Source organism: Janthinobacterium sp. OK676 (genome assembly GCF_900103595.1).
Lineage (GTDB): Bacteria > Pseudomonadota > Gammaproteobacteria > Burkholderiales > Burkholderiaceae_D > Janthinobacterium.
On sequence record NZ_FNHA01000012.1, the window covers coordinates 11,325 to 24,872 of the forward strand.

The window sequence follows — 13,548 nt, forward strand, 5'->3', positions numbered from 1 at the left end:
GCCCGTGGGGCCGCCCCCCTTTTATAAACCGACACACATGTCATCCATTGGAATCGTTTCGCCGCAAACCATGTATTTTGCGCAACCCCTGCAGCTGCAAAGCGGAGCATCGCTGCGGGACTATATGTTGATGTATGAAACCTACGGCACCCTGAACGCCGACAAATCGAACGCGGTGCTGGTCTGCCACGCCCTGAACGCTTCGCACCACGTGGCCGGCGTCTACGCCGACGAGCCGAAAAGCACGGGCTGGTGGGACAATATGGTCGGCCCCGGCAAGCCGCTCGACACGGACAAATTCTTCGTCATCGGCGTCAACAACCTCGGTTCCTGCTTCGGCTCGACGGGCCCCATGCACACCAATCCCGCCACCGGCAAGCCGTATGGCGCCGCCTTCCCCGTCGTCACGGTGGAAGACTGGGTCAGTGCGCAGGCGCGCCTGGCCGATGAACTGGGCATCACCCGGTTCGCCGCCGTGATGGGCGGGTCTTTGGGCGGCATGCAGGCGCTGGCGTGGAGCATCATGTTCCCCGAGCGGCTGCGCCACTGCGTGGTGATCGCCTCGACGGCCAAGCTGTCCGCGCAAAACATCGCCTTCAACGACGTGGCGCGCCAGGCCATCCTGTCCGACCCCGATTACCATGGCGGCGACTTCTATGCGCACGGCGTGGTGCCGAAGAACGGCTTGCGCGTGGCGCGCATGGTGGGCCACATCACCTACCTGTCGAATGACGATATGGCCGAAAAATTCGGCCGCAAGCTGCGCGACGCGACGCAGACGGGCGACTACAAATTCGGCTTCGGCATCGATTTCGAGATCGAATCGTATCTGCGCTACCAGGGCGACAAGTTTTCCGAATACTTCGACGCCAACACGTATTTATTGATCACCAAGGCGCTCGATTATTTCGATCCGGCGCGCGCGCATGGCGGCGACCTGGCCAAGGCCCTGTCGGGCACCAAGGCCAAGTTCTTCCTCGCCTCGTTTTCCACCGACTGGCGTTTTTCGCCCGAGCGCAGCCGCGAAATCGTCGAGGCGCTCGTGTGCAACCGCCGCCAGGTCACGTATGCCGAGATCGACGCGCCGCACGGCCACGACGCCTTTTTGCTGGAAGATGCGCGCTACATGAACATGGTGCGCGCCTATTACGGCCAGGTTTGGAACGACATCGGGGCGGGTGCGCCCGCCGCAGTACAGAACACCGCCGTCCGCCAGGGCGCGAAGGAGACCGCATGACTTTTGACGAATTGAGCGCGCTGCGCCCCGACCTGGCCTTCATCGCCCACTGGGTGCCGAACAATGCGCACGTGCTGGACGTGGGCTGCGGCGAAGGCGTGATGCTGCAGTATCTGCAAAGCGACAAGGAATGCAGCGGTTATGGCATCGAGATTGCCGACGACAAGGTGCTGGCCAGCACCCGCCGTGGCGTGAACGTGATCCAGCAGGACATGGAAAAGGGCCTGTCGATTTTTGGCGACAACAGTTTTGATACGGTGCTGTGCCTGTCGTCCCTGCAGATGATGAAGCAGGTCGAGCCGCTGCTGCGCGACATCGTGCGCGTGGGCGCCGAGGCCATCGTCTCGTTCCCCAACTTCGCCTACTGGCCGCACCGCGTGGCGCTGCTCAAAGGCCGCATGCCCGTGTCGAAATCGCTGCCCTACCAGTGGTACGACACGCCGAACGTGCGCTGCGCCACCATCAACGACTTCCGCGAACTGGCCGAGGAATGCGGCCTGGAAGTGATCGAATGCGTGGCCCTGGCCGAAGGCAAGATGGTTTCCGTGCTGCCGAATCTGCGTGGCGACCTGGCCGTCTTCCGCCTGCGTAAAAAAGCGGTGCATTGATGAGCAAAAGCCCGGCGCCTGGCTGGCGTTCCCATGCCAATGGCCGCATGCTGGCCGTGCTGGTGCTGGGCTTCAGTTCCGGCCTGCCCCTGTTCATCCTGCTGTACCTGCTGCAGGCGTGGCTGGCCAAGTCGGGCCTGAACGTCAAGGCGCTGGGGCTGTTCGCCCTGGTGCAGTTCCCCTACATCTGGAAATTCCTGTGGGCGCCCCTGATGGACCGCTACCGCATCCTGGGACTGGGAAGGCGGCGCGGCTGGATGGCGCTCACGCAAGTGGCGCTGTTCTTTTCCATCGGCGGCATGGGCATGCTGGACCCGCTCACGCAGATCGGCCTGATCGCGGCGGCCGCTGGCGGCGTGGCCTTTCTGTCTGCCAGCCAGGACATCGTCATCGACGCCTACCGGCGCGAAATCCTCAGCGATAACGAGCAGGGCCTGGGCGCGGCCGTCATCGTCAATGCGTATAAAGTGGCGGGCATGGTGCCGGGCGCGCTGTCGCTGATCCTGGCCGACCGCATGCCGTGGCAGCCCGTCTTCTGGATCACGGCCGCCTTCATGCTGCCGGGGTTTGTCTGCACCCTGCTGATCAAGGAGCCGACCGTGTACGGCTCGCCGCCGAAGACCATGCGCGAAGCGATCATTCTGCCGTTCCAGGAATTCATCGCGCGCGATGGTTGGCGTAACGCAATGTGGATACTTGCCTTCGTATTACTCTACAAAATCGGCGACAGCATGGCCACGGCGCTGGCGACGAAGTTCTATCTGGACCTGGGTTTTTCCATGACGCAGATCGGCCTGGCCGCCAACACCACGGGTTTCTGGGCCAGCCTGGCCGGCGGCGTGGTGGGCGGCGTATGGATGCTCAAGCTGGGCATCAACCGGGGCCTGTGGGTCTTCGGCGCGCTGCAGGCGATCGCCATTCTGGGATTCGCCTGGCTGGCGCAGGTGGGACCGAATACCATGCTACTGAGCGCCGTGATCGGTTTTGAAGCTTTCGCCAGCCTGGGGCTGGGCGCGGCCGCCTTTGTCGCCTTCCTGTCGCGCAGCACGGACCCGCGCTATACGGCCACGCAATATGCCTTGTTTTCCAGCCTGAGCGCCGTGCCTCGTACCCTGATCAATGCCTCGGTGGGCTTTTTGGTCGCCGAGCTGGGCTGGTTCTCGTTTTTCATCGTGTGCTTCTTCCTGGCCTTCCCGGCCATGATGATGCTGCCTAAAATTGCTCCATGGAGGTCTGCCAATGGCACCAATATCCCTTAAACGTTACACCGTCCTGGCCAGCCTGTGCGCGGCCACCGCGCTGGCGCCCCTTTCCACCCACGCCCAGCAGGCGACGGTACAGGATGGCATCAAGGTGCGTCCCTTGTCGACCACGCGCATCTTCGCCGGCGGCGCCGATTTCAATGCGGAATCGAAGCAGCAATATACGCAGCTGGTCAATGAGGCGAAGGAAAAGAATGCGCTGGTGCCCGACAGCGATCCGCAAGTCAAACGCCTGCGCGCCATCGCCCAGCGCATCATCCCGTTCGCCACGCGCTGGAACGAGGCGGCGGCCAGCTGGAACTGGCAGGTCAACCTGCTCAACTCGGACGAGGTCAACGCTTTTTGCATGCCGGGCGGGCAGATCGCTTTTTACAGCGGCATCATCACCAAATTGAATTTGACCGACGATGAAGTGGCCATCGTCATGGGCCATGAAATTTCGCACGCCTTGCGCGAGCATTCGCAGGCGCAGGCCGGCAAGGGCAACCTGGCCGCCGTCGGCGCCAAGCTGGCCGGCGCGGGACTGTCGGCCTGGCTCGGCGTCGACCCGAATCTGACCAGCACGGCGACGAACATGGCGGCCAAGGGCGTGATGCTGAAGTTCTCGCGCGACGATGAACGCGAAGCGGACCTGATCGGCATGGACCTGGCCGCGCGCGCCGGCTTCGATCCGCGCGCCGGCGTCGTGCTGTGGCAGAAGATGGCGGCCGTGAGCGCGGGCGCGCCGCCGGAATTCCTCTCGACCCACCCGTCGGGCAAGGACCGCATCTCGCAGATGAACAGCCACATGGCGCAAGTGCTGCCGCTGTACGCGCGCAGCAAGGGCGTCAGCGTGGACGCCTTGCCGCCCTACCGCAGCAACGCCATCGCGCAGCGCTAGAATGCCGGCCCGTCACGCCGCCGCACCCTTGCCCATGCGCGACGGCGTGGCGCCCAGCTATCTGTGGCTGCCGGAAGGGCAGTGGCCCGACATGCTGTCGTTTCTGCTCGAACGCTACCCGCAGATCAGCGCGGCGCAATGGCTGGATCGCATGGCGCGCGGCGAAGTGGTCAATGGCGACGGCGCCGTGCTCGGGCCCGACAGCGCGTACAAGCGCGGCATGCGCATTTTTTACTACCGCGAACTGGAACGGGAAACGCCGATTCCCTTCCAGGAAGCCATCCTGTTCCAGGACGAGCATCTGATCGTCGTCGACAAGCCGCACTTCCTGCCCATGACGCCGGGCGGGCGCTTCGTGCAGGAGACCCTGCTGACGCGCCTGAAGAAAAAACTGGACTGCGCCGCGCTGACGCCGATTCACCGCCTCGACCGCGAGACGGCCGGCGTGGTGATCTTTTCGCGCCAGCCGTCGAGCCGGGGCGCCTACCAGTCGCTGTTCCAGCGCCGCGAAGTGCGCAAGACGTATGAAGCGCTGGCGCCCGTGCTGGCGGGCCGGGAATTCCCGTTCACCTACCGCAGCCGCATGGTCGAGGGCGCGCAGTTTTTCCTGATGCGCGAGGAAGCGGGCGAGCCGAATTCGGAAACCGTCGTCGACGTCATCGAGGAGCGCGGCATTGTCGCCCTGTACCGGCTGCAGCCGCACACGGGGCGCAAGCACCAGCTGCGCGTGCACCTGGCGTCGCTCGGCATCCCCATCGTCAACGATGCGTTTTATCCCGTGGCCCTGCCGTGCAAGGAAGACGACATGTCGCAGCCCTTGCAGCTGCTGGCGCGCGCCATCGAGTTTACGGACCCGTTGACGGGCGAGCCGCGCCATTTTGAAAGCCGGCGCGTGCTCGGGTAATCCGACACCGCCACTGGCGCGGCCAACAATGTCGTCGGATGACGGCCCTGCGGCCTCGGCGGCCCCACCTAATCCGACGCCACCACGGACGTATAAAATCAACCTTTGACCGTGTAATCGATGATCAACGGTGCATGGTCGGAAAAACGCTCGTCCTTGTAGACGCTGACCGTGTGCGCCTGGGCCGCGATGCCGGGGGTGGCGACGTGATAATCGATGCGCCAGCCCACGTTCTTCGCGTAGGCCTGGCCGCGGTTGCTCCACCACGTGTACTGGTCTTCGCGCTTGTCCAGGCCGCGGTGCACGTCGACGAAGCCCACTTCGTCGAAGACGCGCGTCAGCCATGCCCGTTCCTCGGGCAGGAAGCCGGAATTCTTCTTGTTGCCCTTCCAGTTCTTCAAGTCGATTTCATGGTGGGCGATGTTCCAGTCGCCGCAGATGACCACTTCGCGGCCCAGCGACTTCAATTCCAGCAGGTGCGGCAGGAACAGCTCCATGAAGCGGAACTTGGCTTCCTGGCGTTCCGGGCCGGACGAGCCGGACGGGCAGTACACGGAAATGACGGAGAGGTTGCCAAAATCGCAGCGCACGTAGCGGCCTTCGGCATCGAATTCAGGGCTGCCGAAACCGATATGCACGGCGTCCGGCTCGACCTTGCTGTACACGCCCGTGCCCGAATACCCCTTTTTCTCGGCATAGTGGAAATGGCCATGGTAGCCGTGCGGGTTGAGGAATTCCGGCGTCATGTCGGGCAGCTGCGCCTTCAATTCCTGCACGCAGATGAAATCGGCCGTCTGCGTGCCCATCCAGTTGAAAAAGCCTTTTTTGGCGGCGGAACGGATACCGTTCAGATTGGCGGAAATAATTTTTGGCATAGGTCGAGAGTGAAAAGGGCGTTGTACGGGGCCGGCGGGCGCGGCATGGCGATTGTCTCGCCGGTGCGCGCGGATTAAAATACAGGCACTTTTAAAAAATGAGGCTAATGTGAATAATTTACGCCAGCAGTTTATCGCGTTTTCAGTATCCAAGGGAGTCTTGCGGTTCGGCGAGTTCACCACCAAGGCCGGACGCCAGTCGCCGTACTTCTTCAATGCGGGCCTGTTCCATGACGGCGCCACCCTGGCCGAACTGGCGCAGTTCTACGCGCAAACCCTGCTCGACTCGGGCGTGGAATTCGACATGCTGTTCGGCCCCGCCTACAAGGGCATCACTTTGGCGTCGGCCACCGCCGTGGCGCTGGCCGGCAAGGGCCGCAACACCTCGTTCGCCTTCAACCGCAAGGAAGCCAAGGACCATGGCGAAGGCGGCACCATCGTTGGCGCCAAGCTGCATGGCAAAGTCGTCATCATTGACGATGTGATCTCGGCCGGCACTTCGGTGCGCGAATCGGTGGACATGATACGCGCCGCTGGCGCCGAACCATGCGCCGTGCTGATCGCCCTGGACCGCATGGAGCGTTCCGGCCCGGATGGCCAGCTGTCACCAAGTTCGGCGGTGCAGGAAGTGTCGAAACAGTATGGCATCCCCGTCATCTCGATCGGCAACCTGGACGATCTGTTCGGCTACCTGAATGGCGCGGGCGCTGATCCGGAATTGCTGAAATATAAAGAAGCCGTCTCCGCATACCGCAATCGGTATGGTATTTAAGTAGTTCTCTCCAGCAGCGCCCGCAGCCGCGGGTCGCTGCAGGCGGTGGCAGCTTGCGGGTGGCATTGCAACAGCCGCCGCAACAGTGCGCCGCCGATGCCGCGCCGGCGGAATGGCGGTTTCACGAACAGCATGTTCACCGTCACTTCATCGGCGTGTCGGCTGATGTCGAGCATGGCCACCTGCTGGCCGTCGATCCACGCGCACAGCGCGCTGTCTCCTTGCCAGTCGATCTGCATCACGCCATCCATGGTTTGACCGCCGCATGCAAGCCCAGGGCAAACAGCCCGGCAAAAAAGCAGCGCTTGAATACCTGCTGCGCGATGCGTCCGCGCAGCCATTGACCGGCCAGCATGCCGGCCAGCGCCGGCAGCAGCGCATACGCGGAAGCGCCGGCCGCGCCGAGGCTGAAGTTGCCGTGCAGGGCAAGGCTGGCCGCCAGCGCCACGGTCGATGCCGTAAACGCCAGGCCCAGCGCCTGCACCAGCGCATCGCGCGCCAGCCCCAGGCCCTGCAGATACGGCACGGCGGGGATGACGAAGACGCCCGTGGCGGCCGTCACCAGTCCCGTCACGGCTCCCGCCACGGGCCCCAGCCACGCTTCGTGCCGCGCCGGCACGCGCAGCTGCAGCGATAACAATCCCGCCAGCGCATACAGCATCAGCGCCACGCCCAGCGCGACGACGGCCCAGGCGCCGCTGTCGGCCGGCAGCAGGGCGCCGCCCGCCACAGTGCCGGCCATGACGGCGGCCAGCATGGGCCACAAACGGCGCAGCAGGGCGCGCAGGCCGGGGCCGGCCGCCAGTTGCCACACGTTCGTCACCATCGATGGCACGATCAGCAGGGCGGCCGCCTGCACGGGCGGCATGACGAGGCTGAGCGTGCCCATGGCCACCGTCGGCAAGCCTAGTCCGACTACGCCCTTGACGAAGCCAGCGGCCAGAAAGCTGGCGCCGACCGCCAGCAAAAATACGATGTCCATGTTTTGATTGCAGAATGAGTGTGCGTGGATTTTGCGCGTCGCACGTACTTTCGCCAAGGCGGATTATTTTGAGTCAGCCTAAGTTAAAAGCGAAGGCTGGTAAGATGGCGCAAAGGAGAGCCGCCATGCGCTTTGATCTGGTCGATTTGCAGCTGTTTGTGAACGTTGTGGAGGCGGGGAGTCTGACGGCGGGCGCCGCGCGCAGCCATCTCGCATTGGCGTCGAGCAGCGCACGCGTGCGCGGCATGGAAGAGATGCTGGGCATGCCCTTGCTGCTGCGCGGGCGGCGTGGCGTGGAGCCGACGCCCGTGGGCCAGACCTTGCTCCATCACGCGCGCCTGGTGTTGCTGCAAATGGAGAAAATGCGCGGCGAACTTGGCGAATTTGCGCGCGGCTTGAAAGGGCAGTTGCGGCTGCTGTGCAATACGGCCGCGCTCAGCGAATTTTTGCCCGAGGCGCTAGGCGCTTTTCTCGACCGCCATCCGAACCTGACCATCGACCTGGAAGAGCGTCTCAGTTACGATATCGTCAAGGCCGTCTCGGAAGGACTGGCCGACATGGGCATCGTGTCCGACTCGGTCGACATGCGCGGCTTGCAGACGTTTTTGTTTCGCCCCGACCGGCTGGTGGTCATCGCGGCGGCCGATGGCGTGCACCACCGTGCCTTGGGCCAGGATGGCGTCGTCGATTTTGCCAGCGTGCTGGATCACGATTTCATCGGTCTGGCCGACGACAGCGCGATGCAGCAATACCTGGGCATGCATGCGGCGCGTCTGGGACGCCCATTGAAGGTGCGCGTGCGGCTGCGCAGCTTCGATGCCGTCTGCCGCATGGTGGCCAGCGGCGTGGGCATCAGCGTCGTGCCGCTGGCGGCGGCCAGCCGCTGCCAGCAGACGATGGCGCTGCGCTGCCTGGAATTATCCGATCCCTGGTCGGTACGCAATCTCACCATTTGCGTGCGCCAGTTCAGTGAATTACCCCTGTATGCGCGCCAGTTGATCGATCATCTGAAGGCGTGACAGGGCATGACAGGAGCAGCGATGCGTTTTTCAGAAGACAAGATGGCCAGCCTGCTGTGCAGCGATCAGGTCGAGCGGCCCATCCACATCTGGCAGCCCGAGCATCCCCGCGCCGTGATCCTGGCGATCCACGGCGGCATGGCGCATGCGGGCGACTACGTCACGCCGGCGCTCTACTTCCGCCAGCACGGCATCGCCACCGTCAGCTTCGACATGGTGGGCCACGATGGCCAGCGCAAGGTGGACATTCCCTCGTTCGACGCCTTCCTCGACGACGCGGAGCTGTTCCTGGCCTGGATCAAGCAAACGTATCCGGGCTTGCCCGTATTCGTCATGGGCCACTCGATGGGCGGCCTGATCGCCACCCATCTGGGGCTGGGGCGTTTTGCGGACGATGCGGCCATCAAGGGTTTTATTATCTCGTCGCCGTATTACGTGAATGCGATACCCGTGCCGAAGGTGCTGCAGATGCTGTCGGGCTGGCTGGCGCGGCGCTTCCCCACGATGAAAGTGCCGCTGGGGAACCTGACCATGCTGCTGACGCACGATCAAACCATTACGGCGCGCCATTTCCAGGACGAGCGCGATGGCATCCGCGCCAGTGCGGCCTCGGTGCGCTTCGCCCATGCCTTGACGTCGGCGCAAAAGGAACTGGCGGGCGGCTTGTCGGACTGGCGCTTCCCCCTGTTCGCCGTGGTGGCGGGCGACGACAAGCTGGCCGACAGCCGCGCCACGGAAAGCATGCTGCGCAGCGTGCCCGATGGCCTGCTCGACTATCACTACTATCCGGCCAATTATCACGAGAATTTCAATGAAGTGAACCGCGACGTCATCTTTGCCGCCATCCTGGCGTGGATGGAAAAACTGCTGGCACCCGTGCCGGCGTGAGGCGCCGGTATCGTTATAATCGGCTAGACTGAATTAACCGCCGGTATGCCGGCCCGGTCCCCGCGGCACAGGGGAATACTCAAGGAACGAACGATGCGCTTGCTGATTGCCCTGATACTCCCGTGGCTGACCTTTTTCACGATCGGCCGCCCGATCGCCGGCATCATTTGCCTGATCCTGCAAATCACCCTGATCGGCTGGCTGCCAGCGACGATCTGGGCCGTGTATGCGCTGAGCCAGTACAAGACGGACCAGAAAATCGCGGAGGCCATGCGCCGGCGCTGATGTGGGTCTAAGTCCTGTTTAAGCTGCGCTTCCTATCTTGATTCGACCGACATGAGGAGAGTGAGATGGCACCAGACAGACGCGGTACCCTGGGCCTGGCGGCGGCAATGCTGGCCGCCGGGCTGTTGCTGGGAAGTGCGGCACAGGCCCAAGCCGACAGCGCACTGCCGCCCGTGCAGAAGAGCGGAGCGGTGGAATACCTGAGCGGCGGCATTGGCCTCGACGAGTCGACGGCCATCAAGAGCGCCAGCCGGCAGTGGCCCTTGAGCCTCGAGTTTTCCGTGCAGGCGGCGGACAAGGCGGAATTTGCCTCGGACGTGAAGCTGGAAATACGCGACGCCAAGGGGGCTTCGGTGCTGGAAACGACGGCCAGCGGACCGTTCCTGTTGGCGAAGCTGGCGCCGGGCAGCTACAGCCTGCGCGCCACCTTGGCCGGCAAGACACTGGAACGCAAGGTGCAAATCAAGGCGGGATCGTCCGCGCGCGTGGAGCTGGTCTGGCCGGCGGGAACGAACCAGGGCCGGCCTTGATAGCGGGCGACGGCAAGGCGCCTGAACAGGGCTTGTCGGCGAGGGGCTTGTCGGCACATATCCTGCCCACGTCGGCGACGATGGTCGGCGTGTGCATGACGGTGCTGTCGATCGGGCACCTGGCGCCGCGCGGCGAGGTGCGCGTGGCCATCGACAAGCTGCTCGCTGTCGACGCCATCGTCTTTCTCGTCAGCGCCGTGCTCTCGTTCATGTCGCTGCGCCCCGGCCAGTCGCGCCAGCGCTACGAATGGTGGGGCGAGCTGCTGTTCATTTGCGGCCTCGCCCTGCTGGCGCTGGGCGCCGTGGTGCTGGCCTTCGTCATCAACTGAATTAGATTAGCTGACCGCGAGCACGCGCCCTTCGGCGGCGCTTTGCAGCGCCAGTTCGATCAGGCGTATCGTCGCCGCCGCATCTTCGGCCGCCACGGGCGCCGCTGCGCCGTGACGGATGGCGTCGGCCATGCCCTGGTAAAAGTCCTGGTAGCGGCCCGCCTGCATCTCAAGGTGCTCGAAATGTCCGTCCGGCTGCGTGCCCAGATGCAGCGCGCCGCGCACGGGGTCCACGCCCCAGCCGGGCTGTCCAGGCGTGCCGCCCGCCTTCAGGGCGTCTTCCTGCGGATCGAGGCCGAACTTCACGAAGCTGCCCTTGTCGCCATGCACGGCGAAGCGCGCCGTCGGCGCCTTCACCAGACAGCCCGCTTGCAGCACCACGCGCAACCGGTCGTAGTACAGCACGATGTGCATGTAGTCGACGGCTTGCGCGCCATCGCGCTGCAGGGCGATATCGGCGTACAGTTTTTCCGGCTGGCCGAACAGCTGCATGGCCTGGTCCAGCATGTGCGGACCCAGGTCGTACAGCAAGCCGCCGCCGGGCGCGCCGGACTCGCGCCAGCGCTGGCGGATCTCGGGGCGGAAGCGGTCGAAATGCGATTCGACGCTGGCGATGCGGCCCAGGGTGCCCTGCGCCAGCAGCGTTTTCAGGGTGAGGAAGTCGCCATCCCAGCGGCGGTTGTGGTACACGCTGAGCACCAGCTTGCGTTCTTTCGCCAGCGCGATCAGGCTCTGCGCCTCGGCACTGGAAATGGTGAATGGCTTGTCGACCACCACGTGCTTGCCTGCCTGCAGGGCCGCTTGCGCCAGGCTGAAATGCGCTTCGTTGGGCGCGGCGATGACGACCAGTTCGATCGATGGATCGGCAAACAGCTGCGCGGGCTGCGCATGCACGGTGGCGTTCGGCCAATCCTTGTGCACGAGCTCCGGCTTGCTGGAGGCGACGGCCGCCAGTTCCAGGGCATCGATGGCGGACAGGACGGGAGCGTGGAAGGTGGAGCCGGCAAAGCCGTAGCCGACGAGGCCGGTTTTGATCTTGTTCATGGCGTGTTCACAGGTGCGTGGAAGAATCCATGATCATACCCGCAAGCGGGCGGCGGCAGCGCTGCTGCGATGTTGCTGCGCTGCCGCCGCCCAGACATTACTTCAGGCGCCAGACGTATTGCACCTTCACGCTGGCGCCGACAGGCTTGCCGCCAGCGAGGGCCGGCTTGAACGTGCACTTGGCAATGCCGCTGCGCGCCGCCTCATCGAGGGCCGGATGGCCGCTGCTCTTGACCACGCTCGAATCCGTTACCTTGCCGGCGGCATCGACGTCGAAGGACATGGTGACCGTGCCCTCTTCCTTCGCCTTCAGGGATGCGGCTGGCCAGACCGGTTTGCCGCAGACGCCAAAGTCGATGATGGGGCGGCGTTCCAGCACGGGCGCGCTGTCGGCGGCGACGGCCTGGCCGTAAATGCCGAGGCAGGCGCCGGCCAGGGCCAGCAGCGGCACGGCCGCCTTCCAGTTCAGGGTTTGTGGTGCGGGGCGCAGCAATCGTGTGATACGTGACATGAGATCTCCTCCGTTGGCCGCCTGGGCCAGGTGGTGGGTTGAGAACTGGAGACGTTCCAGTTCCGAGAGTGCAAGAGCCAGACGCCGCGGTTCGCCCAGTTGTCTTGCTGCGAAATCATCTGCAATATGTTCGCGTTCGAGGCGCACGCCGCGTGAAATCCACCAGACGGCAGGGTGGAAGAACAGCAGCGCCTCGATGGCGTTTTGCAGCAGGTTGATCAGATAATCGTGGCGCCGGATGTGCGCCAGTTCGTGCGCCAGCAGCGCGTCGAGCAGGTGCGGCGGCATGCCGGTCAACAGCGCGGCGGGCACCAGCACCATGGGACGCCAGATGCCGGCCGTGAGCGGACTGGCGATGCCATCGAGTACGCGCAGCCGCACGGGCCGCGTCACGCCGGCATCGTGCGCCATGCGCGACAGCCTGGTCTGCAGTTGTCCATGCGTGGTGCCCGTGTTCCTGGCGCTGCGTTCTATCCACAGCATGCCCAGCGCCATGCGCACGGCCAGCATGGCGGCGCACAGGGCCCACACGCCGACGACGGCGCGCAGCAGCAGGTCCAGGTCGGGCAGGCTGTCGGGCGCCAGCAGGGCGGCGGGCAGCAAAGCGCTGGAGTACAAGGCGCCCGTGATATCACCGCCGGCCAGGCGCAGATACAAGCCCGCCGCCGGCCATGCCAGGCAGGCCAGCAGGGCGCCGCAACCGACGGCGTAGCGCGCTTCAGGACGCGCATTGCGCAGGGCTGTCCACGCCAGCGCCGTGGCGCAGCCGATCAGCAAGCCTTGCCACAGGAAGTGCAGCAGGGTCCAGCCCAGCGCTGGCACGAAGCCGCTCATGACTGATCGTCCTTGAGCATTTTTTCGATCTCTTCGCGTTCGGCGCGCGACACGCCCGTGCGCAGCGCCGCCAGCACCAGCGCCTTGGCGGAACCGGCAAAGGCCTTCTGCATCAATTCCTTGAGCAGGTTCGTCTGCAGGCTGTCCTGCGCCTGCGCCGGCGCATACACGTGCGAGCGCTGGCTTTCGTCGCGGATCAGCAAGCCCTTGCCGTGCATGATCTGCATCAGGCGCAGCACGGTGCCATACGTGATGGCCGGTTTGGCCAGCGCCATCGCCTCGTGCACCTGCTTGGCCGTGGCGGCGCCCAGCGGCCACAGTGCCTGCAGCAGATCGAGTTCGGCTGCCGTCGGTTTCGGAATGTCGGGTGTCTTGGCCATGCGGTTTTCCTCTTGCCTGAAATTCAATAGGGCTAGATTAAACCTTGTAGACAAAAATGTATACTTTAATTTTCAGATTGGAAAAAAGTGCTGTTTTTAAGCGTGAGATGAACTAGACATACTGGTATAGTTCCTGTCCGGCAGCGGCGTGGGACGCAAGTCATTGGACAGAATGACAGAAATTGGTTGCATTTGAGAAATTACTATA

The 13,548-nt window shown here is 64.1% G+C and carries 17 protein-coding genes; 11 read left to right on the top strand and 6 right to left on the bottom strand.

Annotation, left to right across the window (positions count from 1 at the left end):
* Positions 1-37: 37 nt before the first annotated feature.
* The 5 genes from BLU39_RS21480 to BLU39_RS21500 are packed head-to-tail and all read left to right on the top strand — an operon-like array spanning position 38 to position 4,891.
* Positions 38-1,237 carry a homoserine O-succinyltransferase MetX gene (locus BLU39_RS21480; RefSeq protein ID WP_092716703.1) on the top strand — a complete coding sequence of 400 codons (1,200 nt, stop codon included), beginning with the start codon at positions 38-40 and terminating at the stop codon, positions 1,235-1,237.
* Positions 1,234-1,845: a methionine biosynthesis protein MetW gene (metW, locus tag BLU39_RS21485; protein ID WP_034749410.1), complete on the top strand. Its 612-nt coding sequence runs from the start codon at positions 1,234-1,236 to the stop codon at positions 1,843-1,845. The genes BLU39_RS21480 and metW overlap by 4 nt, the downstream gene beginning before the upstream one ends.
* Entirely contained in the window at positions 1,845-3,104 is a 1,260-nt protein-coding gene (locus tag BLU39_RS21490) for an AmpG family muropeptide MFS transporter (protein ID WP_092716705.1), read from the top strand. The genes metW and BLU39_RS21490 overlap by 1 nt, the downstream gene beginning before the upstream one ends.
* Complete coding sequence (locus BLU39_RS21495) at positions 3,085-3,987, top strand: M48 family metallopeptidase (protein ID WP_092716708.1); 903 nt, start codon at positions 3,085-3,087, stop codon at positions 3,985-3,987. The genes BLU39_RS21490 and BLU39_RS21495 overlap by 20 nt, the downstream gene beginning before the upstream one ends.
* Position 3,988: 1 nt before the next feature.
* The gene (locus tag BLU39_RS21500; RefSeq protein ID WP_092716710.1) at positions 3,989-4,891 is read left to right on the top strand and encodes an RluA family pseudouridine synthase; all 903 of its coding nucleotides are present in this window, start codon (positions 3,989-3,991) and stop codon (positions 4,889-4,891) included.
* A gap of 98 nt (positions 4,892-4,989) precedes the next feature.
* Here the strand turns inward: BLU39_RS21500 and BLU39_RS21505 are convergent, their stop codons facing one another.
* Positions 4,990-5,766 (bottom strand): exodeoxyribonuclease III, encoded by a 777-nt coding sequence (locus BLU39_RS21505; RefSeq protein ID WP_092716712.1) that lies wholly within the window; start codon positions 5,764-5,766, stop codon positions 4,990-4,992.
* 109 nt (positions 5,767-5,875) lie between these two features.
* On the opposite strand from BLU39_RS21505, the gene pyrE reads away from it, so the two are divergent.
* Positions 5,876-6,538, top strand: coding sequence for an orotate phosphoribosyltransferase (gene pyrE, locus BLU39_RS21510; protein ID WP_010393161.1), 663 nt, complete (start codon positions 5,876-5,878; stop codon positions 6,536-6,538).
* On the opposite strand, the gene BLU39_RS21515 is transcribed toward pyrE, so the two are convergent.
* Together BLU39_RS21515 and BLU39_RS21520 are read right to left on the bottom strand one after the other, a co-directional pair.
* Positions 6,535-6,777, bottom strand: coding sequence for a GNAT family N-acetyltransferase (locus BLU39_RS21515; RefSeq protein ID WP_157808878.1), 243 nt, complete (start codon positions 6,775-6,777; stop codon positions 6,535-6,537). The genes pyrE and BLU39_RS21515 overlap by 4 nt on opposite strands.
* Positions 6,777-7,520: a sulfite exporter TauE/SafE family protein gene (locus BLU39_RS21520; protein WP_092716717.1), complete on the bottom strand. Its 744-nt coding sequence runs from the start codon at positions 7,518-7,520 to the stop codon at positions 6,777-6,779. The genes BLU39_RS21515 and BLU39_RS21520 overlap by 1 nt, the downstream gene beginning before the upstream one ends.
* Positions 7,521-7,645: 125 nt before the next feature.
* Here BLU39_RS21520 and BLU39_RS21525 point away from each other — a divergent pair, with 125 nt between their 5' ends.
* The 5 genes from BLU39_RS21525 (at position 7,646) to BLU39_RS21545 (ending at position 10,571) form a co-directional block, all read left to right on the top strand.
* A complete protein-coding gene (locus BLU39_RS21525) occupies positions 7,646-8,539 on the top strand; it encodes a LysR substrate-binding domain-containing protein (protein ID WP_034749390.1) in 894 nt (297 codons plus the stop codon).
* Positions 8,540-8,560: 21 nt separating this feature from the next.
* Positions 8,561-9,427, top strand: coding sequence for an alpha/beta fold hydrolase (locus tag BLU39_RS21530; RefSeq protein ID WP_092716719.1), 867 nt, complete (start codon positions 8,561-8,563; stop codon positions 9,425-9,427).
* 93 nt (positions 9,428-9,520) lie between these two features.
* Positions 9,521-9,712 (top strand): YqaE/Pmp3 family membrane protein, encoded by a 192-nt coding sequence (locus tag BLU39_RS21535; RefSeq protein WP_092716721.1) that lies wholly within the window; start codon positions 9,521-9,523, stop codon positions 9,710-9,712.
* A gap of 65 nt (positions 9,713-9,777) precedes the next feature.
* Positions 9,778-10,242, top strand: a complete 465-nt coding sequence (locus BLU39_RS21540) for a carboxypeptidase-like regulatory domain-containing protein (RefSeq protein WP_198511250.1) — start codon at positions 9,778-9,780, stop codon at positions 10,240-10,242.
* Positions 10,243-10,289: 47 nt separating this feature from the next.
* Complete coding sequence (locus BLU39_RS21545; protein WP_232731293.1) at positions 10,290-10,571, top strand: hypothetical protein; 282 nt, start codon at positions 10,290-10,292, stop codon at positions 10,569-10,571.
* A gap of 6 nt (positions 10,572-10,577) precedes the next feature.
* Here the strand turns inward: BLU39_RS21545 and BLU39_RS21550 are convergent, their stop codons facing one another.
* The 3 genes from BLU39_RS21550 to BLU39_RS21560 form a co-directional block, all read right to left on the bottom strand.
* Positions 10,578-11,615 carry an oxidoreductase gene (locus BLU39_RS21550; protein ID WP_092716724.1) on the bottom strand — a complete coding sequence of 346 codons (1,038 nt, stop codon included), beginning with the start codon at positions 11,613-11,615 and terminating at the stop codon, positions 10,578-10,580.
* A gap of 97 nt (positions 11,616-11,712) precedes the next feature.
* Positions 11,713-12,960, bottom strand: a complete 1,248-nt coding sequence (locus BLU39_RS21555) for a M56 family metallopeptidase (protein WP_092716726.1) — start codon at positions 12,958-12,960, stop codon at positions 11,713-11,715.
* Positions 12,957-13,340, bottom strand: coding sequence for a BlaI/MecI/CopY family transcriptional regulator (locus BLU39_RS21560; protein WP_092716728.1), 384 nt, complete (start codon positions 13,338-13,340; stop codon positions 12,957-12,959). The genes BLU39_RS21555 and BLU39_RS21560 overlap by 4 nt, the downstream gene beginning before the upstream one ends.
* Positions 13,341-13,548 lie beyond the last annotated feature (208 nt).

Bases quoted from the DNA above. Each gene is read 5' to 3' on its own strand.
- BLU39_RS21480 (WP_092716703.1), top strand. From the start codon at position 38: ATGTCATCCATTGGAATCGTTTCGCCGCAAACCATGTATTTTGCGCAA.
- metW (WP_034749410.1), top strand. From the start codon at position 1,234: ATGACTTTTGACGAATTGAGCGCGCTGCGCCCCGACCTGGCCTTCATC.
- BLU39_RS21490 (WP_092716705.1), top strand. From the start codon at position 1,845: ATGAGCAAAAGCCCGGCGCCTGGCTGGCGTTCCCATGCCAATGGCCGC.
- BLU39_RS21495 (WP_092716708.1), top strand. From the start codon at position 3,085: ATGGCACCAATATCCCTTAAACGTTACACCGTCCTGGCCAGCCTGTGC.
- BLU39_RS21500 (WP_092716710.1), top strand. From the start codon at position 3,989: ATGCCGGCCCGTCACGCCGCCGCACCCTTGCCCATGCGCGACGGCGTG.
- BLU39_RS21505 (WP_092716712.1), bottom strand. From the start codon at position 5,766: ATGCCAAAAATTATTTCCGCCAATCTGAACGGTATCCGTTCCGCCGCC.
- BLU39_RS21515 (WP_157808878.1), bottom strand. From the start codon at position 6,777: ATGCAGATCGACTGGCAAGGAGACAGCGCGCTGTGCGCGTGGATCGAC.
- BLU39_RS21520 (WP_092716717.1), bottom strand. From the start codon at position 7,520: ATGGACATCGTATTTTTGCTGGCGGTCGGCGCCAGCTTTCTGGCCGCT.
- BLU39_RS21525 (WP_034749390.1), top strand. From the start codon at position 7,646: ATGCGCTTTGATCTGGTCGATTTGCAGCTGTTTGTGAACGTTGTGGAG.
- BLU39_RS21530 (WP_092716719.1), top strand. From the start codon at position 8,561: ATGCGTTTTTCAGAAGACAAGATGGCCAGCCTGCTGTGCAGCGATCAG.
- BLU39_RS21535 (WP_092716721.1), top strand. From the start codon at position 9,521: ATGCGCTTGCTGATTGCCCTGATACTCCCGTGGCTGACCTTTTTCACG.
- BLU39_RS21540 (WP_198511250.1), top strand. From the start codon at position 9,778: ATGGCACCAGACAGACGCGGTACCCTGGGCCTGGCGGCGGCAATGCTG.
- BLU39_RS21550 (WP_092716724.1), bottom strand. From the start codon at position 11,615: ATGAACAAGATCAAAACCGGCCTCGTCGGCTACGGCTTTGCCGGCTCC.
- BLU39_RS21555 (WP_092716726.1), bottom strand. From the start codon at position 12,960: ATGAGCGGCTTCGTGCCAGCGCTGGGCTGGACCCTGCTGCACTTCCTG.
- BLU39_RS21560 (WP_092716728.1), bottom strand. From the start codon at position 13,340: ATGGCCAAGACACCCGACATTCCGAAACCGACGGCAGCCGAACTCGAT.